Annotated in this window: 21 protein-coding genes; 17 read left to right on the forward strand and 4 right to left on the reverse strand. The window is 69.9% G+C overall.

Annotated features, from left to right (window positions below; translation table 11 throughout):
* The first annotated feature begins 113 nt into the window (after window positions 1–113).
* The 5 genes from D7Y21_RS23305 (at window position 114) to D7Y21_RS23325 (ending at window position 4,751) form a co-directional block, all read left to right on the forward strand.
* Window positions 114–551 (forward strand): host attachment protein, encoded by a 438-nt coding sequence (locus tag D7Y21_RS23305; RefSeq protein WP_120562250.1) that lies wholly within the window; start codon window positions 114–116, stop codon window positions 549–551.
* A gap of 78 nt (window positions 552–629) precedes the next feature.
* The gene (locus tag D7Y21_RS23310) at window positions 630–2,522 is read left to right on the forward strand and encodes a methyl-accepting chemotaxis protein (RefSeq protein ID WP_120562251.1); all 1,893 of its coding nucleotides are present in this window, start codon (window positions 630–632) and stop codon (window positions 2,520–2,522) included.
* Window positions 2,523–2,535: 13 nt separating this feature from the next.
* Entirely contained in the window at window positions 2,536–3,144 is a 609-nt protein-coding gene (locus tag D7Y21_RS23315; RefSeq protein WP_121715774.1) for an HAD family phosphatase, read from the forward strand.
* A gap of 123 nt (window positions 3,145–3,267) precedes the next feature.
* Window positions 3,268–3,522: a helix-turn-helix domain-containing protein gene (locus tag D7Y21_RS23320; RefSeq protein ID WP_120620386.1), complete on the forward strand. Its 255-nt coding sequence runs from the start codon at window positions 3,268–3,270 to the stop codon at window positions 3,520–3,522.
* Window positions 3,519–4,751: a type II toxin-antitoxin system HipA family toxin gene (locus D7Y21_RS23325; protein WP_158627338.1), complete on the forward strand. Its 1,233-nt coding sequence runs from the start codon at window positions 3,519–3,521 to the stop codon at window positions 4,749–4,751. Before D7Y21_RS23320 ends, D7Y21_RS23325 begins: the two co-directional genes overlap by 4 nt.
* Window positions 4,752–4,756: 5 nt before the next feature.
* Here D7Y21_RS23325 and D7Y21_RS23330 read toward each other — a convergent pair whose 3' ends face one another.
* Window positions 4,757–5,407, reverse strand: a complete 651-nt coding sequence (locus tag D7Y21_RS23330) for a glutathione S-transferase family protein (protein ID WP_120562255.1) — start codon at window positions 5,405–5,407, stop codon at window positions 4,757–4,759.
* Between the two features lie 38 nt (window positions 5,408–5,445).
* Entirely contained in the window at window positions 5,446–6,057 is a 612-nt protein-coding gene (locus tag D7Y21_RS23335; RefSeq protein WP_120562256.1) for an adenylate/guanylate cyclase domain-containing protein, read from the reverse strand.
* A gap of 305 nt (window positions 6,058–6,362) precedes the next feature.
* Here D7Y21_RS23335 and D7Y21_RS23340 point away from each other — a divergent pair, with 305 nt between their 5' ends.
* Entirely contained in the window at window positions 6,363–7,259 is an 897-nt protein-coding gene (locus D7Y21_RS23340; RefSeq protein WP_121715778.1) for a hypothetical protein, read from the forward strand.
* Here the strand turns inward: D7Y21_RS23340 and D7Y21_RS23345 are convergent.
* The gene (locus tag D7Y21_RS23345) at window positions 7,190–9,268 is read right to left on the reverse strand and encodes a S46 family peptidase (protein ID WP_121715782.1); all 2,079 of its coding nucleotides are present in this window, start codon (window positions 9,266–9,268) and stop codon (window positions 7,190–7,192) included. The genes D7Y21_RS23340 and D7Y21_RS23345 overlap by 70 nt on opposite strands.
* A 129-nt stretch (window positions 9,269–9,397) precedes the next feature.
* On the opposite strand from D7Y21_RS23345, the gene D7Y21_RS23350 reads away from it, so the two are divergent.
* Both D7Y21_RS23350 and D7Y21_RS23355 read left to right on the forward strand, forming a co-directional pair.
* Complete coding sequence (locus tag D7Y21_RS23350) at window positions 9,398–10,540, forward strand: triacylglycerol lipase (protein WP_120562259.1); 1,143 nt, start codon at window positions 9,398–9,400, stop codon at window positions 10,538–10,540.
* A gap of 32 nt (window positions 10,541–10,572) precedes the next feature.
* Window positions 10,573–11,436: an N-acyl homoserine lactonase family protein gene (locus tag D7Y21_RS23355; protein ID WP_121715784.1), complete on the forward strand. Its 864-nt coding sequence runs from the start codon at window positions 10,573–10,575 to the stop codon at window positions 11,434–11,436.
* A gap of 3 nt (window positions 11,437–11,439) precedes the next feature.
* Here D7Y21_RS23355 and D7Y21_RS23360 read toward each other — a convergent pair whose 3' ends face one another.
* Complete coding sequence (locus D7Y21_RS23360; protein ID WP_233612251.1) at window positions 11,440–11,970, reverse strand: DUF4442 domain-containing protein; 531 nt, start codon at window positions 11,968–11,970, stop codon at window positions 11,440–11,442.
* Between the two features lie 40 nt (window positions 11,971–12,010).
* Between D7Y21_RS23360 and D7Y21_RS23365 the strand changes: the two genes are divergently transcribed.
* The 9 genes from D7Y21_RS23365 to D7Y21_RS23405 all read left to right on the forward strand — a co-directional run bounded on the left by D7Y21_RS23365 (window position 12,011) and on the right by D7Y21_RS23405 (window position 20,333).
* The gene (locus D7Y21_RS23365; RefSeq protein ID WP_121715787.1) at window positions 12,011–13,381 is read left to right on the forward strand and encodes an FAD-dependent oxidoreductase; all 1,371 of its coding nucleotides are present in this window, start codon (window positions 12,011–12,013) and stop codon (window positions 13,379–13,381) included.
* A gap of 164 nt (window positions 13,382–13,545) precedes the next feature.
* The gene (dps, locus tag D7Y21_RS23370; protein ID WP_120562263.1) at window positions 13,546–14,109 is read left to right on the forward strand and encodes a DNA starvation/stationary phase protection protein Dps; all 564 of its coding nucleotides are present in this window, start codon (window positions 13,546–13,548) and stop codon (window positions 14,107–14,109) included.
* A gap of 101 nt (window positions 14,110–14,210) precedes the next feature.
* Window positions 14,211–15,086, forward strand: a complete 876-nt coding sequence (locus tag D7Y21_RS23375) for an SDR family oxidoreductase (RefSeq protein WP_121715789.1) — start codon at window positions 14,211–14,213, stop codon at window positions 15,084–15,086.
* Window positions 15,083–15,700, forward strand: a complete 618-nt coding sequence (locus tag D7Y21_RS23380; RefSeq protein WP_120562265.1) for a glutathione S-transferase family protein — start codon at window positions 15,083–15,085, stop codon at window positions 15,698–15,700. Before D7Y21_RS23375 ends, D7Y21_RS23380 begins: the two co-directional genes overlap by 4 nt.
* Before the next feature lie 15 nt (window positions 15,701–15,715).
* Window positions 15,716–17,182: a YdiU family protein gene (locus D7Y21_RS23385; RefSeq protein ID WP_121715791.1), complete on the forward strand. Its 1,467-nt coding sequence runs from the start codon at window positions 15,716–15,718 to the stop codon at window positions 17,180–17,182.
* Between the two features lie 84 nt (window positions 17,183–17,266).
* Window positions 17,267–17,767 (forward strand): hypothetical protein, encoded by a 501-nt coding sequence (locus D7Y21_RS23390; RefSeq protein ID WP_121715793.1) that lies wholly within the window; start codon window positions 17,267–17,269, stop codon window positions 17,765–17,767.
* 57 nt (window positions 17,768–17,824) lie between these two features.
* Complete coding sequence (locus tag D7Y21_RS23395; RefSeq protein ID WP_120562268.1) at window positions 17,825–18,781, forward strand: hypothetical protein; 957 nt, start codon at window positions 17,825–17,827, stop codon at window positions 18,779–18,781.
* 9 nt (window positions 18,782–18,790) lie between these two features.
* Entirely contained in the window at window positions 18,791–19,711 is a 921-nt protein-coding gene (locus D7Y21_RS23400) for a zinc ribbon domain-containing protein (protein WP_121715795.1), read from the forward strand.
* Window positions 19,712–19,793: 82 nt separating this feature from the next.
* Entirely contained in the window at window positions 19,794–20,333 is a 540-nt protein-coding gene (locus tag D7Y21_RS23405) for an inorganic diphosphatase (protein ID WP_121715797.1), read from the forward strand.
* Window positions 20,334–20,336 lie beyond the last annotated feature (3 nt).

The following is a 20,336-nucleotide window of genomic DNA, read 5'->3' on the forward strand; positions in this document are numbered from 1 at the left end:
ATGCGGACCCCCCCGGCCACCGGCAAGCTTCCCCCACCAAGGGCTGCTTGGTGGGGGAAGCTTGCCGGTGGCCGGGGGGGTCCGCATCCCTCAAGAGACAAGGAGGCGTGAAGATGGCGGACAAGAGGCTCTGGATCCTGGTGGCCAACGCGAGTCGCGCCCGGCTCTTCGCCACGGATGCGAAGGCGGAGAAGTGGGACCTCATCGAGCAGTTCCAGCATGACGAGAGCCGCACCAAGCCCGTCGAGCTGTTCAACCAGGCGGACAACCCCAACGCGGGCACGCTGCACGGCCCGGTGCCGGAGAACGACCCGAACGGCCGCAGGGAGCTGGAGCACGAGCGCTTCGCCCGGGAGCTGTCCGGGCGGCTGGACAGGGGCGTGGACTCGCACGCGTTCGACCAGGTGGTCATCGCGGCGCCTCCGGCCTTCCTGGGCATGCTCCGGGGGCTGCTCAGCACGCGCGTGAAGCAGCGGGTGCGGCTGGACCTGGACGCGGACTACTCCAACCTGCCCGCGAGGGACCTGCCTGACCGGGTGCCGGTGCTGTAGGCGGCCAGTCGGCCAGGAGGTTCAGGGCCCGGGTTCTGGTATAGGAATCCGGGTCCTCTTCTTTAGCGCCGGCGTGCCATGCCTTCTTTCAAACTGCCGTCCCTGACGCTGCGTGGGCGGCTGCTGCTGTACATGACCCTGGTGTCGTGCGTGCCGCTGCTGGCGCTGACCGGCATGCAGGACAAGCTGATGCGCCAGCAGACGGAGGCGCAGATCAACACCTCCCTGCGGATGGAGGCGGAAGGGTTCAAGGACCTGCTGGAGTCCACCCTGGCGGAGCGCGAGTCGAGCGCCCACAGCTGGGCGGAGGACCCGGTCCTGCGCCAGGCGCTGCGCACGAAGGACCCCACCGCGAGCGACGCGATGCTGTCGCTGCTCCAGCGGCGCTATCTCACCCTCAACGGCATCGTGCTCTTCAGCGACGACGGCGCGGCGGTCTCCGCCAGCACGCCCGCGCTGCGCGAGTCCTACGCCGGGAGCGCGGAAGCGGTGCGCAAGGCGCCGTGGTTCCAGAAGGCGCAGGCCGGCACCACCACCGCCGAGGGCGTGGAGGCGGAGGACCCCATCTACAGCGTGCACGTGCTGCCGCTGGCGGTGCCGGTGATGGACGAGCGCGGCCAGCGGCTGGGCGTGCTGCTCGCCGCGTTCGACTGGGGCCAGGTGGGAGAGCTGGTGAAGCCCGCGCTTACCCGCGCCCAGCTCCGCGGCCACACCAGCTTCTCGCTGGAGGTCCAGGGCACGGACGGCCGGACGCTGTTCGACACACACAAGGGCGCGTACGACGGCACGGGCCGCGTGTCCGTGGTCGCGGTGAACGGCTCTGAGGTGCGCGACGTGGGGGACGGGTGGAGGTTCATCGCCCAGGTGGACCCCGCGGAGGCCTACGCGCCCCTCAACGGGATGCGCCGGCTGGTGCTGGGGCTGGCCGCCATCTTCGTGGCGGCGGTGGGCCTGGGCTCGTGGGTGCTGGCGCGCGGCATCACCCGTCCGCTGCGCGCGCTCGGTGAGGTGGTCCGCCGCGTGGTGAAGGAGGGCGACCTCACGCAGGAGATGGAGGTGAAGGCGGGGCGGGACGAGGTGGGCGAGCTCACGCAGGCCTTCGCGCAGATGATGAAGAACCTGCGCGAGACGGCCACCAGCCTCCAGGAGGGCACGCACGTCCTCAGCGAGACCGTGGCGGAGCTGAACCTCGCCTCCGAGGTCCAGGAGCGCAACGTGGCCCGCCAGGCCGCCGCGCTCCAGGAGACGCAGGTGACGGCGCAGGAGATCAAGCAGACGTCGCTCCTGGCCGCGGAGAAGGCGGAGACGGTGCTGGGCGTGGCGTCGCGCGCGGAGGAGGTGGGCCGCGCGGGCGAGGTCGCCATCCGCGACAGCCTGGGCGGCTTCCAGGGGCTGCACGAGCAGTCCGGGGAGATGGCCATGCGCATCGTGCAGCTCAACGAGCGCACGCAGCAGATTGGCGGCATCACCCAGACGGTGAAGGACCTGGCGGACCAGTCCAACATGCTCGCGCTCAACGCGGCCATCGAGGCGGTGCGCTCCGGCGAGCACGGCAAGGGCTTCAGCGTGGTGGCGCGCGAAATCCGCAACCTGGCGGACCAGTCCATCCAGGCCACGGAGAAGGTGCGCGACATCCTGGGGGACCTGGGCCACGCCATCATCTCCACGGCGAAGATGACGGAGCAGAGCCACTCCAGCGTCGCGGAAGGGCTGGAGCAGGTGCGCACCAGCGGCGAGCACCTGAAGGAGCTGGCCACCATCGTCCAGGACAACGCCGCGGCGGCGCGGCAGATCGCCGGGGCGGTGAACCAGCAGAACGCGGGCATCGCCCAGATTTTCAGCGCGGTCACGGACCTGTCCTCCATGATGACGGAGACGCAGACCAGCCTGAAGTCCACCACCGGCGCGGCGAAGCGGCTGCAGGAAGTCGCCAGCCAGATGGAAGGCGTCGCGCGCGCCTACCGCATCTGAAACGGGAGCCACCGTGTCCGCCGTCCCCGCCGTGAAGGCCGTGCTGCTGGACCTGGGCAACGTGCTGGTGTTCCACGACAACTCGCTGCTCTTCGCGAGGCTCGCGGCACGGGCGGGGTTGGAGCCGCAAGAGGCCGCGAGGCGGCTCACCGGCGCGGGCTGGACGGCGGCGAACCGGGGCCTGCTGGACGCGGAGGGCATCCGCAAGGACGTCTGCGGCGCGCTGGGTGTGGACCTGCCCATGGAGGAGTTCGCGCCCCTGTGGAGCAGCCACTTCAAGGTGCACGACGCGGTGCTGCCGCGCGTGGAGGGGCTGGCGGGCCGCGTGAAGTTGGTGCTGGTGTCCAACACCAACGCGCTGCACGTGGCCTATTTGAAGCCGCTCTTGCCCGTGCTCCAGCGCTTCGACGCGCTGGTGATGAGCTGCGAGGTGGGGCACGTGAAGCCGGAGCCGGCCATCTACCAGCTCGCGCTCCAGAAGGCGGGCTGCGCGCCGCAAGAGGCCGCCTTCTTCGACGACCTGCCGGAGTTCGTGGACGCGGCCCGCGCGCTGGGACTGCGCGGGTTTGTCTTCACGGATGCGCCTGCCTTCGACGCGCAGTTGAAGTCGCTGGGGCTGTGAGCCCCGACGCGGATGGATTCCGAATCCATCCGTTCGAATGGATATTGACGTGACGGGCTCTCATGCCGATACATTCCGGGCTGAAATCCATTCGAACGGATGGATTTTGGGAGTCCACGGCACATGGCTCGACCGGAAACCTCCTGGCTCCGCCCCCTCGCGGAAGCCGTCAGGGCGCAACGCACGAAGCTTGGATTGACCCAGCAAGAGGTCAGCGTCCTGGCGGGATGCGGACCTGTCTTCATCTACGACGTGGAGAGCGGGAAGAAGGCCACGCTGCGCCTGGACAAGCTCCTGGACGTCCTCCACGTGCTGGGACTTCAGCTGACACTCGAGCCGGGCCAGCAACGCCTGCGGGTGAGCGAGCCGGCGTCATGATCCGCCCGACCGACATCGAGGTCGCGGAGGTGTGGCGCGGGTCCACCCATGTCGGCTCCATCACCCGAACCGCTCACGGCTCCATCTTCGAGTACGCGGCGGACTTCTTCGAGCAACACGCGGCAAGGCCTGGCGGCATCGCGGTCCACCTGCCCTACTCGAGACGCCGCACCGAGACCCTGGGCGCCAACCTCCACACCTACTTCGCGGGACTCCTTCCTGAAGGACTGCGCCTGCGGGTCCTCCTCCAGAACGTCAAGACGTCGGAAGACGACCTGCTCAGCCTGCTGGTGGCGGCGGGGGCCGATACCGTGGGGGACCTCTCCGTCGTTCCCCAGGGACAGACCTTCCCGCGACCCGTCCCTCGCGGAGCGAAATGGAAGCCCGAGTCCGTTCTCTTCACGGACCTCTTCGCCCAGAGCCTCCCGCGACTGGGGACGGAGAACACCGAGCCGACGATTCCAGGCGTCCAGGAGAAGCTCTCCGCCTCCACCATCTCCTTCCCGGTGTCTTCGTCGGGGCAGCGTGACTACATCCTGAAGCTCAACCCGAGGGACAAGCCCGAGCTCGTGCGCAACGAGCACTTCTTCATGGGCATGGCGAAGCAGTGCGGCTTGCGCGTCGCCACCACGCGGCTCATCCATGACCGCGATGGGAACGACGGGCTGCTCGTCGAGCGCTTTGATCGCAGTTGGGAAAAGGCGGAGAAGCGCCTGCGCCGCATCCACCAGGAGGATGCCTGTCAGTTCCTGGATCGCTATACCAGCGACAAGTACCGGCTCACCTGCGCGGCCATCGCCGAGGGCCTTCGCGAGAACTGCGCCGCGCCCGTTCCCGAGCTTGCGCGCTTCCTCCACCTGCTCGCGTTCAGCTACCTCATCGGCAACGGTGACCTGCACGCGAAGAATGTAAGCATCCTCGCGGATGGCCCCGGAGAGGGCTTCCGACTGTCCCCTGCCTACGACCTGCTCACCACCCTGCCCTACGGCGATCACCGCATGGCCCTGAAGTTCGAAGGGCGCGACGACAACTTCCGGCGCGCGCACTTCATCGCTTTTGGCGAGCGCTACGGCGTGAATGCGAAGGCCGTCAGCACCCTGCTCGACAAGCTGTGCACCCACGCGGAGCCCTGGCTGGAGCGCCTGGAGGAGATTGGCTTCGACGCGCGCCGCACGGACTTCCTGCGGCGAACGATGCACAAGCGCCTGCAGGAGCTCCGCGCTCCGTAGCGATCCTACCGGTAGCGCGCGAGCGGCGGCTCGCCCTGGGCGGCCTCCGTCCACTTGAGCATCGCGGGCAGGCCCAGCACCGCGTCGCGGTACGCGGCGTTCTCCGGACGGAACGGAACGCCGTAGGTGACGAAGCGGGTGACGACGGGCGCGAAGAACGCGTCCGCGATGGAGAAGGCGCCGAAGAGGAAGGGCCCGCCCTTGCCGTAGCGCTCGCGGCAGCCCACCCACAGCGCCTGGATGCGCGCGATGTCCGCGTGCACGCCCGGCGCGTCCACGCCCGGCACCGTCTTGCGCGCCAGCAGGTCCATGGGGAGGTTCGTGCGCAGCGCCGTGAAGCCCGAGTGCATCTCCGACGTCACCGAGCGCGCCATCGCGCGCATCGCGCGGTCCGTGGGCCACAGCTTCGCTTCCGGAAAGGCCTCCGCCAGGTACTCGCAGATGGACAGCGAGTCCCACACCACCGTGTCGCCGTGCTTGAGCACCGGCACCCGGCCGCTGGGCGAATGCAGCGCGATGAGTGCCGCCGTCTCCGGCGTGTCCAGCGGCACCAGCACCTCCCGGAACGGCTGGCCGGTGTGGGCCAGGGCCAGGTAGGGGCGCAGCGACCACGAGGAGTAGTTCTTGGAACCAACAACCAGGGTGAGCTCGGACATGGCGCGGCACCATACCGCCGCGCGTCCGGCCGTCAGCTTCAACCGTCCGCGCGCGCGCGCTTACGGCCCAGCAGTGAACGCACGCGCGACATGAGCGCCCGCTCGCCGCGGCCCTCCACCGGCGAGTCGATGCGGAACACCGCCACCGGCAGCCGGATGTTCTTCAATTCGTTGCGGCCCAGCTTCACGGGAGGCGCCTTCAGCCGTCCCTCCAGCTGCGCGGCCACCGTCTCGCTGACGTAGACAGTGCCTGGGCGCGCCAGGGACTCGATGCGGGCCGCCAGGTTGACACCCTCGCCGAAGATGTCTCCGTCGCGGTGCACCACCATGCCCAGGTGCGCGCCCGCGCGGACGGACATCCGCCGCTCGGTGGGCACGGCGCGGTTGCGAGCATCCACGGCGGCGCGCCACTCCAGCGCGAAGGCCACCGCGGGCAGGCCCGATTCGAACTCCAGGAGGAAGCCGCCCTCCTCCATCCGCTTCACCTCGCGGCCACCGTGGCGAGCGAGCAGTCCTCGCACCAGTTGGCCGTGCTCTTCATGCAGCGCTTGTTGTAGCGACTCATCCCGCCAGCGTTGACCTGCAGGGGCCTCCATGTCCGTGAACATGATGGCCGACATCGTCCGGGGCTCCGGGGCCTCCACCACCATCGTGCATCCTCCCTCCCCCCGGCATGAGACGACCGAGATGCTACCGCACGTCGGGTGCCAGCTCCCAACCACCCCGAGAAGGCGCCCGGACGGAGACGTTCCGGGGAACGCAACCGTGCGAAGACAGAGGCGGATTCAAGTCCGCATCCCCAAGGTAGCGACTTCCTGACGCGACGCACCAAGCACCCGGCAGGTTCTGGACCGAGGTTGTCCTGCACCCGACGCGTCGCGGTGGGAGACGTCCAGTGCGAGTCAGGTGATGGGCGCGCGCCCCGTCCACGCCGGTCACGAAAGGCCTGCGCGCGATGATCCACTCAGACGAGAAGGTCCGGCAGATGGCGCGCTCGCTGCTGCCGTCGAAGCACCGGGAGGCCGCGCGCTTCGCGAAGGCGCGCATCCACCGCGCGGCCCGCCAGGAGGCCCGTCAGGAGCTGGCGGTGTGGATGAAGGCCGGGGACGTGGAGCACGACCTGCCCTCCTTCGCGCCGTGGGAGCGCAAGGAGATCAGCATGGAGGTGCGGTGGCGGCGCGACGGCGACAAGGTGATGCCGTTCATCCGCTGGGCCACCGCTCGCACGCGCGAGCTGCGCCGGGAGGATCGCCTGAGCCACGTGCGCAGCCTGCTGCCCAGGGGCGTCATCGGCGAGCACGCGCTGGGCCACGTGGAGCACACGACCGCGTTCGAAGACCCCATCGAGAAGGCGTGGCGCAATCGCTACTGGCTGCGCAAGCAGGCACAGCGCAAGGGGGCACTGCTGGATCGAGGTGAGCAGGCGCGACTTCTGCGCGCGCTCATCCAGGAGCCCGACGGTCAGCGCACCTTCAATCGCTTCCTGCGAGAGCGTCACGCCTGGGCATCCGCGCCGCGCAACCAGGGGTCCTGGCCCAGGAAGGGACTTCCGCCGCACCGGCCGCTCATGGGCCTGCATGACGTACTGCCCTTCCTGGACACCCTGACGCGGCATCCCTGGGGCAACGCCGTCCGCACCTGGGGACAGCAGGAACCGCCAGCGCACTGGGTGCGTCTGTTCCTCCAGCACTTCAAGGCGCACCGGGGTCACATCGCTTCCGTGCGCGCAACGCTGGAGGCGGAGGGACTGATGTCCTCCCGCCCCCCTCGGGCAGCCCTACCTCAGCGAGCCGGAGCCGCGGACGCCGCCTGCGCGCCCTTCAGCTCGTTGACCACGCGCGCGGCGCCGTAGACGTGCTCCAGCGCGGCCATGATGCCGTCGCCGTGCACCGCGACCGCACGGTTCGTCTCCGGCACGTAGAGGTAGCGCCCGCCCAGCGACGGCAGGTTGCCGTCGAAGATGAGCCCCACCACCTGCCCGTCCCGGTTCACCACCGGCGAGCCGGAGTTGCCGCCGATGATGTCGTTGGTCGTCGCCATGTCCAGCGGCGTCGCGTCCGGCACCTTCCCCTTCGCCTTCACCCACGGCGCCGGCAGCTTGAAGGGCTCCTTGCCCGTGTCGCGCCCGTAAGCACCACCGAACGTGGTGAGCGCCGGCACGGCCTTGCCGTTGTCATCCCAGCCCTTCACCTGCCCGTAGTTGAGCCGCAGCGTGAACGTCGCGTCCGGTGCGCCCGCCGTGCCGTTCACCAGCAGGTACGCCTTCGCCAGCCGCTCGCCGTTGCGCTTGAGCACCGCCTCCACCGTGTCCTCGTAGCGCTTGCGCGACGCGCGCGTCTCCGCGTCCACCTTGCGAGCCAGGACGATCATCGGATCCTTCGACGCATCCACCGCCGCCTTGCCACCCTCCAGCAGCGCCTTGCGCACCTTCACGTCGCCCAGCTTGGAGCCGCGCACCAGCGCCTTCGCCAGGTCCGCCGGGGCCTCCTTCTCCAGCACCAGGCGCACGAACGGATCATCCGCGCCCAGCGTCTCGCGCAGCTTGTTGAAGCCGAACGTCAGCGTCAGCGTCTCCAGCTCCGCCGGGATGGGCGCCTCCCGCAGCAGCCGCTGCTTCAGCGCGGGCAGCTGGCCGTCCGTGTACTCGCGCAGGCGCTCCGCGTTGGCCTTGGGCAGCTCATCCGCCGCGCGCACCAGCGCCTGGGCGTAGGAGAACAGGTCGGAGCGGAACGCATCTCCCGCGCCCTTCATGCGGTGGTCGTTCGTCATCCGGCGCCACGCGTCCAGCGCCTGAGCCGTCTCGTCCCACATGCCCTGCGTCAGCGCCTTGGCCTGGGGGTTCGCGTCGATGCGCTTGCGCAACTCCGCCTCCTCCTGCCGCTTGCGCGCGAGGACCACGGGGTCCGCCAGCGTCTCCTGCCGGCCCTTCAGCGCCTTCAGTCCATTCTCCACGCCGCGCAGGCTGGAGCGCGCCACGCGGAAGCGCTCCGGCGACGCGCTGGTGAACTCACGCAGCGCGCCCCGCATCTCCGACAGCTGGAGCAGCGTCTGGGGCAGCGCCACGTCGCGCTGGAACTCCAGCTCCGCCACCGTGCTCTTGCGCTCCGTGCCGCCCGGGTGGCCGGAGACGAAGACCAGGTCCCCTTCCTTCGCACCCTCCTTCGCCCACGGCAGATAGTCCGGGCTCTTCGCCGGCGCGTCGTTCTGCCACACGCGCACGAAGGACACGTCGTAGCCGTAGCGCGGGAAGTTGAAGTTGTCCGCGTCCCCGCCGAACGCCGCCATGGAGAACTCCGGCGCGAAGACGAGCCGCACGTCCTGGAAGCGGCGGTACTTGTAGAGCTGGTACTTGCCGCCGTTGTAGAGCGTCACCACGTCGCACCGCACGTCCGCGCCAGTGGTGCACGCGGCCTCCACCGCGGCCATCTCCTTCTTGAGCGCGGTGTTGAAGGCCGCGCCGGACAGGCTCTTCGTCGCCGCGTTCATCCGCTCGGTGACGTCCGTCATCTCCACCAGCTGGTTGGCTTCGACCTTGGGACAGCGCCGCTCCTCCTTCGCCGTCTTCGCCTGGAAGCCCTTCGCCAGGAGGTCGTCCTTCGCGGTCGTCAGCTCCTCGATGCAGCTGCGCACGCAGTGGTGGTTCGTCATCACCAAACCGTCCGGCGACACGAAGCTGGCGGAGCAGCCGCCCGCGAGCCGCACGGAGCCCAGGCGCACCTTGTCCAGCCATGCCTGGGTCGGCTCGAAGCCGTAGGCCTTCTTCACCTGGGCGGCGGGAAAGGCGTCGTAGGTCCACATGCCCTCTTCCGCCACGGCGGGGAGGGACGACAGCAGGCCAAGCGCGAGCAGTGTGCGGTACACGGAGAGTCTTCCTTCGTGGGTAGGGGAAACGGGCGGCCGTTTTGTCAATGCAACCGGGCGGGCGTCAACCGCGTGGGACGCCGGGTATTCCAAGCCCATCCCGGGAGCGTGGGGTATGCTGGGCGACCCATGTCCGTGAAGCACCACGTCTACCTCGTCCCCGGATTCTTCGGCTTCACCAACCTGGGCGAGCTCCTCTACTTCGGCCACGCGTACGAGTTCCTGAAGCAGGACCTCGCCCGCCGGGGAGTCGACGCGGAGGTGGTGACGATCGTCTCCCACCCCACTGCCTCCATCCGCCAGCGCACCGCGGATCTGCTCAAGGCCGTGAGCGAGACGGCCTCCGGGGACGACGGCCCCATCCACCTGGTGGGCCACTCCACCGGCGGACTGGACGCCCGGCTGTTCGTCTCCCCCGGCGCGCAGGTGTCGGACACGCTGGAACTGGAGCCCTTCGCGCGCCGCGTGCGCAGCGTGGTGACGCTGTCCGCGCCCCACGCGGGCACGCCCCTGGCCACGTTCTTCCTGGGCCTCTTCGGCCAGCAGCTGCTGAAGCTCCTGTCGCTGTTCACCATGTACGTGCTGCGCTTCGGCCGGCTGCCCCTGAGCGTGGTGTTCCGCTTCGGGCACCTGATGTCGCGGGCGGATGATCAGCTGGGGTGGAAGGCCACGCTGCTGGATCAGCTCTTCGACCAGCTGCTGGGGGACTTCTCCAGCGAGCGGCGCGACGCGGTGACGAAGTTCCTGTGGGACGTGGGCCGCGACACGTCCCTCATCCCGCAGCTCACGCCAGAGGGCATCGACCTGTTCAACGGCGGCACGCATGACCGGCCCGGCGTGCGCTACGGCTCCGTGGTGACGCAGGCCCGGCCGCCGTCCCTGCGCACGCGGCTGGCGGCGGGCCTGGACCCGTACGCGCAGCTCACGCACACCATCTACGCGTTCGTGTACGGCCAGACGCAGCGGATGCCGCTCACGCAGCTGCCCCTGCACACGCCCGCGCAGACGGCGGCGCTGGTGCAGGCCTATGGCGCCATGCCCGGCCCCACCGCGTGTGACGGCATCGTGCCCACGCGCTCGCAGGTGTACGGCCGCGTGCTGACGGCGGTGCGCGCGGACCACCTGGATGCCATTGGCCACTTCGACCAGCCGGCGCACCAGCCCCCGCACGTGGACTGGCTCATCTCCGGCTCCGGCTTCCGCCGCCCCCAGTTCGAGGCGATGTGGAAGACCATTGGCGACTTCCTGTTGGAAGATGAGCCGACGCGGTAGCCGCTTCCCACGTTCCACCCCGGAGCCGCCCCATGAAGACCCTTCGCCTGTGGTCCGCCTGTCTCGCGCTCACCGCCTGCGCCAACACGCCCCCTGCTTCACGGACATCGCCGGCCGCGACTGGCGTGAAGCTCTACGCCATCCACTGCGGCCGCGTGGAGCTCGGCGACTCCGGCTTCATGGCGGACGACGGCTCGATGAAGGGCGTGCCCGCCGAGACCGTTGTCCCGTGCTACCTGATCCGCCATCCGAAGGGGGACCTGCTCTGGGACAGCGGCCTCTCCGAGAGCATCGCGGACATGCCGGACGGCATGCGTCCGCAGGGCCAGCCCGTGCACTTCGAGGTGAAGAAGAAGCTCACCGCCTCGCTCGGCGAATTGGGACTGGCACCGGCCGACATCGAGTTCGTGTCGTTCTCCCACCTGCACTTCGACCACGCGGGCAACGCCAACCTGTTCGCGGGCTCGACGTGGCTCGTGGATGCGGAAGAGCGCGACGGCGCCTTCTCCGAGCAGGCCCACCAGCGCGGGGAGGTCCCCCACTACAGCGCCCTGGAGAAGGCGAAGACCGTGCGCATCGAGGGCGACGCCCCCTACGACGTGTTCGGCGACGGCACCGTCTCCATCCACCAGGCGCCCGGGCACACTCCCGGCCACACCGTGCTGCTGGTGAAGACGGCGAAGTCCGGCGCCGTCCTGCTGACCGGCGACCTGTGGCCGCTGCGCGAGTCCCGCGAGCGGCAGCTGGTGCCGGTCTACAACGCCAGCCGCGAACAGACGCTGGAGTCCATGAAGCGCGTGGAGGCGCTGGCCCAGGAATCCAACGCCCGGGTCATCCGCGAGCACGTGCCCGAGGACTTCGCCGCGCTGCCCGCGTTCCCCGCCGCGCTGGAGTAGGCCCTACCCGCGCTTGAACACAGCCAGGAAGCGCGATTCGGCGACGCACTGGCCGTCGGTGCCCAGGAGGCGCACGGGAATCCACGCCTCCGCCTTGTCGCCCGTCGCGCGCAGCTCCGATGCGAGCTTCTGAAGCAGCTCCTCCGGCGGCTCACACACCGCGCTCACCGCCGTCTTCGCCTTCGCGTGGAAGGCGACCTCCATGCGGTTGACCAGCATCTTGTATTGGCTCGGCGGGAAGCGGCGGAAGAGCATCACGCCCATCGTCAGCTCCATCACCGTCACCTGGGCGCCCAGGTACACGCTGCCCACGTGGTTCTTCGTCTTGCGGTCCAGCGGCACCGTCGCCTTCACGCGCGCGTCCGTCACCTCGTCCACGCGGTAGCCCATGGCCTTCGCCAGGGGGACGATGTTCTTCACCGCCAACGTCGTCAGCGCGTTCGCCGCGCCCGGCGATACCTGCCGCACCTTCTCCACCAACTCCAACGCGAACATCCGGTCCTCCACCCTTCCCGTCTGACGTCCCGCGCGCATCCTAGCCACCCGCCGCGTCCGGCATAGAGTCCGCGGCTCTATGAGTGAAAGCGCGGACGTGGTCGTCATCGGCGCGGGCGTCGCGGGGCTCACCGCGGCCCGGGACATCGCTCGCACCGGCGCCACCGTCGCCGTGCTGGAGGCGCGCGACCGCGTGGGTGGTCGCACCCTCACCCGCGAATTGGGCGGCGGGCTCGTGGACCTGGGCGGCCAGTGGGTGGGCCCCAGGCAGCGCCACGTGCTCAAGCTCGCGGATGGCCTGGGCCTCCAGCGCTTCCCCCAGCACCACCGGGGCACCAAGGTGCTGGAGGTGCGCGGCGAGCGCCGCACGTACCAGGGAAAGGTCCCGTCCCTGCCCCTGCTGTCACTGCTGGATTTGCAGCGCGTCATCTGGAAGCTGGATGGACTGGCGAAGCGCGTCCCTCGTGAGCAGCCCTCCGCCGCGCCGAAGGCCGCCGAGTGGGACGCCCTCACCGTCGAGGACTGGAAGCAGCGCCACGTGCCCACCTGGGGCGCCCGCGCCGCGCTGGACATCGCCACCCGCGCGGTGTTCGCGGCGGAGCCCTCCGAGCTCTCCTTCCTGAGCTTCCTCTCCTACGTGCACTCCAACGGCGGCCTCATGCCGCTGACGGAAATCGAGGGCGGTGCCCAGGCGGAGCGCTTCGTGGACGGCGCGCAATCCCTCTCACGGCGGCTGGCGGAGGCACTGCCCCCGGACCGCGTCGTCCTCTCCGCGCCCGTGAAGGCCGTGCACCAGGACGCTCGCGGCGTCACCGCCACCACGGAGGACGGCCGGACCTTCCGCGCGCGCTACGCGGTGGTGGCCACCCCGCCCGCGCTCGCGGAGCGCATCGACTTCGGCGCGGACCTGCCGCCGGGCCGCCGCCGCGCGCACGCGGACATCCCCATGGGCAGCGTCATCAAGGTCGTGGCCACCTACGCCACACCCTTCTGGCGCGAAGCGGGCCTGTCCGGCGAGGCCGTCAGCGACGCGGGCCCGGTGCGCCTGTGCTTCGACGACTGCGGCCCGCACGGCCACCACCCCGCGCTCGTGGGCTTCTTCCTGGGCGACACCGCCCGCGCGTGGACCGGCCGCCCCGTGGAGGACCTCCACCGCGCGGCGCTCGCGGACTTCGCGCGCTTCTTCGGCCCCCAGGCCCTGTCGCCCGTGGCCATCGCCGCGCTGGACTGGAAGCAGGAGGCGTTCAGCACCGGCTGCTACGTGGGCCTGCCCCGCCCCGGCACCCTCACCGCCATCGGTGACGCGCTTCGTGCGCCGTTCGGCCGTGTGCACTGGGCGGGCACCGAGACGGCCATCGAAGGCTGTGGCTACCTGGACGGCGCGGTGGAGTCCGGCGAGCGCGCCGCCACGGAGGTCGCCGCCCGGTTGACCGCCCCCGACGTGGGCTGATCATCGGCGGCGCCCGGCCGCCCGCCCTCCGGGCCAGCCGGGCAGCCAGGCGACACATGCCGCGCCATGGCCAAGGGCCCGCCCCATCCCCACCCTGTGGGAAGCGCCGAGACGTCATGCCGACGGCCTGCCGCGCGCAACCCACCCAGCGAGGGATCAGGACCATGTACACGACCAGCCACGTGAACCTTCCCCAGGATGCGCGCGAAGAGCTCATCGACATGCTCAACACGCTGCTCGCCAACGCCATCGACCTGCACTGGCAGGTGAAGCAGGCCCACTGGAACATCCGGGGCACGCACTTCTACAGCCGCCACCTGCTCTTCGACGAAGTGGCCAAGCACGCGCGCAAGCACGCGGACTCCTACGCCGAGCGTGCGGGCGCGCTGGGCGGCTACGCCCAGGGCACCATCCGCCTGGCCACCAACAACAGCCAACTGCCCGAATACGACCTGCAGGCCGTGGACGGTGAGGCCCACATCCGCGCGCTGGTCGAGCGCGTGGGCCGCTACGCCGCCAGCCTGCGCGACGGCATCAACAAGTCCGACGAGGCGAACGACCCTGTCACCGCGGACATCCTCACCCAGACCCTGGGCGAGACCGAGGAGGACCTCTGGTTCCTGGAGAGCCACCTCAACGGCGACGCGCGCGCGGGGGTCTCCATGCCCCCCAAGGGCGGCAGCCGCCGGGGCCGTCAGGCCGAGGACATCAGCCAGGCCAGCACCTGACATCTGACGCCACCTGCCTCCGCCTCCCCGGCAGGTTCTCCTGCGCGGGGACGGCGGGGAGCGTATAGAACGCGTCCCCGGATTCCAGGAGGACACGTCCCATGGCGGCAGGGCTTCCCGAAGACCGTCTCGACGGCAAGGTGTGCCTCATCACCGGGGCCACCGGTGGCATCGGCCAGGAGACGGCCAAGGCGCTGGCGCGGCGGGGGGCCACGCTGGTGCTGTCCGGCAGGGATGGGGCCCGCACGGCGGCCACGGCCGCCGCGGTGCGAGAGGCCGCCCCCGGAGCGCAGGTGGAGACGCTGCTCGCGGACCTGTCCTCGCTCCAGTCCGTACGCGACCTGGCGAAGGCGTTCCGCGACCGCCAACCGCGGCTGGACGTGCTTATCAACAACGCGGGCCTCATCATCGACCGGCGGCAGGTGACGGTGGACGGCTACGAGGCCACGTTCGCCACGAACCACCTGTCCCACTTCCTCCTCACGCACCTGCTGCGCGACCTGCTGGTGGCGAGCGGCCCCGCGCGCATCATCAACGTGTCCTCGGAAGGCCACCGCCTGGCGTACTCGAACTTCCTGGACGACCCGCAGACGGAGAAGCGCCGCTATGACGGCATCCGCGTCTACGGCAACGCCAAGCTCAGCAACATCCTCTTCTCGCGAGGGCTGACGAAGCGGCTGGCCGGCACGCAGGTCACCGCGAACGCGCTGCACCCCGGCGCGGTGCGCACGGGCTTCGGGCACAACAGCGAGGGCTTCTTCAAGCACCTCATCAAGCTGGCCGGGCCCTTCATGCTCTCCGCGGAGAAGGGCGCGAGGACGTCCATCTACCTGGCGTCGTCGCCGGACGTGGCGGGCGTCAGCGGTGAGTACTTCATCAAATGCCGCAAGGCGAAGCCGTCGTCCGCCGCCCGGGACGAAGCGCTCGCGGAGCGGCTCTGGCAGGTGAGCGAGGAGCTCACGGGAGTGAAGGCATGATCGACCTGTACACGTTCAAGACCCCCAACGGCCGAAAGATCTCCATCGCCCTGGAGGAGCTGGGCCTCCCGTACAAGACGCACTCGGTGGACATCTCCAAGGGCGAGCAGTTCAAGCCCGAGTTCCTGGCCATCAACCCCAACAACAAGATTCCGGCCATCGTGGACCACGACGCGCCGGGTGGCCGGCCGTTCGCGCTCTTCGAGTCCGGCGCCATCCTGCTGTACCTGGCGGAGAAGACGGGCTCGCTGCTGCCCGCGGATCCGCGCGGCAAGGCGGAAGTGACGCAGTGGCTGATGTTCCAGATGAGCGGCCTGGGCCCCATCCTCGGACAGCTCAACCACTTCGGGCGCTTCGCCTCCACGAAGCATCCCTACGCCATCGACCGCTTCCAGACCGAAGCGAAGCGCATCCTGGGCGTGGTGGAGCAGCAGCTGTCGTCGCGGGACTACCTGGCCACCACGTATTCCATCGCGGACATCGCCACATACCCGTGGCTGAAGGGCTCGCGGGACTCCTTCCCGGAGCTCTTCAACAACATGCCCAACCTCATCCAGTACCTGCACCGCGTGGGCAGCCGTCCCGCCGTCCAGCGGGGCATGCAGATTCCCTGACGTCTGTTTCCATCCATGGCCTCGCTCGAACAGCTCGTCTTTGACAACAGCTACGCCCGCCTGCCCCCCGGGTTCGCCGCCCGGGTGGCCCCCGCGCCCTTTCCGGACGCGCACGTGGTGAGCGTGAACCCGGCGGCCCTGCGGCTGCTGGGATTGGACGCGGAGGAGGCCGCGCGCCCGGAGTTCGCCCGCGTGTTCGGCGGGGCCACGCCGCTGCCCGGCATGGAGCCCCTGGCCATGGTGTACGCGGGGCACCAGTTCGGTGTGTACGTGCCGCGCCTGGGAGACGGCCGCGCGCTGCTCCTGGGCGAGACGCGCGGCCCGGACGGCGACAGCTGGGACCTGCAGCTGAAGGGCGGCGGGCCCACGCCCTTCTCTCGCGGTGGTGACGGGCGCGCGGTGCTGCGCTCCACCGTGCGCGAGTACCTGGCCGGAGAGGCCCTGCACGCGCTGGGCATCCCCACCACGCGGGCCCTGTGCATCCTGGGCAGCCGCACGCCGGTGTACCGCGAGGAGGTGGAGACCGGCGCCATGCTGGTGCGCCTGGCCCCGTCGCACGTGCGCTTCGGCACCTTCGAGTACTTCCACCACACCGAACAGCCCGGCCACGTGGCCACGCTCGCGGACCACGTCATCGCCGCGCACTTCCCGCACCTCGCGGGCCAGGAGGGCCGCCACGCGAGCTTCTTCGCGGAGGTGGTGGAGCGCACCGCGCAACTGGTGGCGCGCTGGCAGGCGGTGGGCTTCGCGCACGGCGTGATGAACACCGACAACATGTCCATCCTGGGGCTCACGCTGGACTACGGCCCCTATGGGTTCCTGGACGACTTCGACCCTGGCTTCGTCTGCAACCACTCCGACCACCAGGGCCGCTACGCGTTCGACCAGCAGCCGCGCGTGGCGCTGTGGAACCTGGCCTGTCTGGGAGAGGCGCTGCTCACGCTCATCACCGAGGACGAGGCGCGCGCCACGCTGGCCCTCTTCCAGCCCGCGTTCGCGCGGCACTTCCTGACGCGCATGCGAGAGAAGCTGGGCCTGAAGGAGGCCCGCGACGAGGACCGCTCGCTGCTGGAGGACCTGTTCGCGCTGATGGCCGGCTCGCACGTGGACTACACGCGCTTCTTCCGCGCGCTGAACCGGTTCGACTCCAGCGCCGGTGCTCGCAACGACGCGCTTCGCGACCACTTCCTGCCGCCCGAGGGCTTCGACGGGTGGGCCGGGCGCTACCGGGCGCGGCTGGAGGCGGAAGGGAGCGTGGACGCCGAACGCCACGCGAGCCTGGACCGCGTCAACCCGAAGTACGTGCTGCGCAACTGGGTGGCGCAGCAGGCCATCGCGCGGGCGCAGGAGGGGGACTTCGCGGAGGTGGACCGCGTGCTCGCGCTGGTGTCCGCGCCCTTCGACGAACACCCCGGCCAGGAGGCCTACGCGGCCTCGCCGCCCACGTGGGGCCGGCACCTGGTGGTGAGCTGCAGCTCCTGACGCGCGGGCACAACCGCACGTCAGGCAGGCGGGCGGGCGCCCGCGGGCGGCAATCCCGGGCGCGCGGTGCCTAGCTTGGAAGGCATGATCGAACCTGCCGCTCCGCCCCGCATCGTGTTCCGAGCCCTGGGTCCTGGCCTCGTCGGCGCCGCCGCGCTCACGCTGGTGCACGAGAGCGCCCGGCGCGTCCTGAAGCACCCGCCGCGCATGGACGTCCTGGGCATGCGCTCCCTGGAGAAGGGCATCCGCTTCTTCGGCGGCGAGCCCGCGAAGGGGCGGCAGCTGCATCGCCAGACATTGGCGGGCGACCTGCTGTCCAACGGGCTGTTCTTCTCGCTCGTGGCCCTGGGCCGCCCCAAGCGGCCATACCTGCGCGGCGCCACGCTGGGCCTGCTCGCCGGCCTGGGGGCGGTGGTGCTGCCCCCGAAGCTGGGATTGGGCCGCAAGCCATCCCAGGCCCGCCCGTCCACGTCGCTGCTCACGGTGGCCTGGTACACCCTGGGGGGACTGGCCGCGGCCCGTGCCACGCGGAAGCTGGTGGCGCGCCGTCAGCCGGAGGTGCCCCTGGGCCGGCCCCTGCACTGAGCTTCCGGGGGGCGGTGACTGGAATGCGTTGCACGCGGTGGACTACAAGTCTCCGCGATGCATCACGTCGACATCCCTTCCGGGGAACTGAACGAGTTCGACCTGCCACCCATCTGCATCGTCACGGGTGAGCGGCAGGGCGTGGTCTTCAAGCCGGTGAACTTCACCTGGTATCCGCGCTGGATTGGATTCCTCGCCCTCCTCAACCTGCTCATCGCCATCATCGTCGCGTCCGCGATGACGAAGCGGGTGACGGGCACCCTTCCCTTCACGGAAGAGGCCTGGAGCCGGTGGAAGCGCGGACAGGTCATCATGGTCGTGTCGGTGGTGGTCGCCATCGCGCTGCTCATCCTGGCATTCTCCCTGCTGGCATCCGACGCGCCCGAATGGCAGGGCCTGGTCGCGCTGCCATCGAGCGTGGCCATCCCCGTGCTCGCCTGGGTCTTCTTCCTGCGCGGCCGGGGCCCCCAGGTGCGGCGCATCGACAAGGACAACCTCTCGCTCGCCATTCCCAACGGTCCCGCCGCGTATGCCATCGCGGGCCACTTCCTGGCCGGACTGAACTCCCCGGCACGGGATGACGGTGAGAGTCTGGACGCGTCCGGCGCTCCGGCTCGCGCCCTCTGCGCGCGGCACGACGACATCGTCGCGAACCAGGTGTGCACGCGTTGCGGCGCGTTCATGTGCCCGCGCTGTGAGAACCGCGTCCGCAGGGAATCGCTGCCGCTGTGTCCGGACTGCTGGGAGCTGCGGGGCCGCACCATCGCCGTGCAGGCGAAGGCCCCCGGCCTCACGCTGGCGAACTCGGGCCTGTTCATGGGCGTCGTCTCGGTGGTGCCCATGTGCTACGCGGTCCACGCCGTGTCGCTGGTGCTCAACACCGTGAGCCTGGTGCGCAACCGGCATGCCGACTCGCCCCGCATCGACCGGAAGAAGGCCATCGCCGGGCTCGCGCTCACCGGTATCGGCCTGCTGCTGACGCTCGGAATGCGTCTGTATTCCGGGAGCTGGTAGGTTCCCGCGATGCATCACGTCTACCTCCTCATCCAGGAGATGAACGCATTCGACCTGCCGCCGGTGTGCATCATCACCGGTGAGCGGCAGGGCGTGGTCTTCAAGCCGGTGAAGTTCTCCTGGTATCCGCCCTGGATCAGCCTCTTCCTTCTCCTCGGCGTCCTCGCCCTGGCCCTGGTGCCCATCCTGCCCATCGCCTCAATCGTCCTGCCCATCGCCTTGATCGTCGCGTCCGTGAGGACGAAGCAGGCCAAGGGAACCCTGCCCTTCACGGAAGAGGCCTGGAGCCGGTGGAGGCGCGCAAGGGTCATCAGGCCCATCGCGTTCGCGGCTGGGGCGGGGCTGCTCATCATGGCGGCGGCCGTGCTGGCGGCTGGCGAGCGCATGCCGTTGGGCCTGGGCGCGCTGGCGCTTGGCGTGGCCCTCCCCGTGCTCGCCTGGGTCTACTCTTCGCAAGGTCCCCAGTTGGTGGGTAGCGACAAGGACGCCCTCGAGTTCGCCTCGTTCCTCTCTTTGCGGGTTCCCCAGCTGCCAGGCAGCAGAGAGGACGCCCTCGTGCTCAGCATCCCCAGCAGCGCCGCCGCGCAGGCCATCATGAGTCACTTCGAAGCAGGGTTGCAGGTTCCGTCATGGGAGGGCGAGGAGCCGCTCGCCGCGGATGGTGCCCCCGCGACTCCCCGCTGCGCGCGCCACGACGGCTTCGTCGCGAACAAGGTCTGCCAGCGTTGCGGCACGTTCATGTGCCCGCATTGCGAGTACCGCGTCCGCCGGGAGTCGCAGTCATTCTGCCCGAGCTGCCGTGAGCTGCGCGCCCGCTCCATCGGACAGGGACCGGTCTACGGCTTCACGGCGCCCGGGATGCTCGTCGCCGGCGTCGTCGTCCTCACGGTCCTGGGCTTCGCGCTGCTCGTCTGGAGGACCCGGCACTGACACCGCGTCAGGGTTGGCGAGTGAAACTCCTGGCACGGGGGCACTTGCCGAAGTCGGAACGGCGACCCCAGCCTGAGGGTCCATGGCCACCGACTTCACCCGCCTGCCCCTGCGCGGCGAACAGGATGCGTTGCACGTCGTCGTCGAGTCGCCCCGCGGTTCGACGGTGAAGCTGAAATACGACTCGAAGCTCCAGGCCTTCACGCTGTCCCGGCCGCTGACGCGAGGCTTCCGGTACCCGTTCGACTGGGGCTTCATCCCCAGCACGAAGGGCCCGGACGGAGACCCGCTGGACGCGCTGGTGTACTGGGACGTGCCCACCTGGCCCGGCGTGGTGCTGCCCTGCCGGCCCCTGGGTGTGCTCCTGGTGGACCAGAAGCCGAAGGGCGCGACGAACGGCGAGCGCGAACGCAACGACCGCCTGCTGCTCGTCCCGGTGAACGCCACCCGTTCAGACGACCTCAATTCCTATCAGGACCTGTCCAAGCGCGAGCGCGAGGAACTGGAGCACTTCTTCCTCGCGGTGGTGCACTTCGCGGACAAGGACGCGCGCATCCTCGGTTGGGATGGCCCGGACGCCGCCGAGCGCATGGTCCAGCAATACGCCATCAAGGAGGACTGACCC

The organism is Corallococcus sp. AB045 (assembly GCF_003668895.1).
Classification (GTDB): domain Bacteria; phylum Myxococcota; class Myxococcia; order Myxococcales; family Myxococcaceae; genus Corallococcus; species Corallococcus coralloides.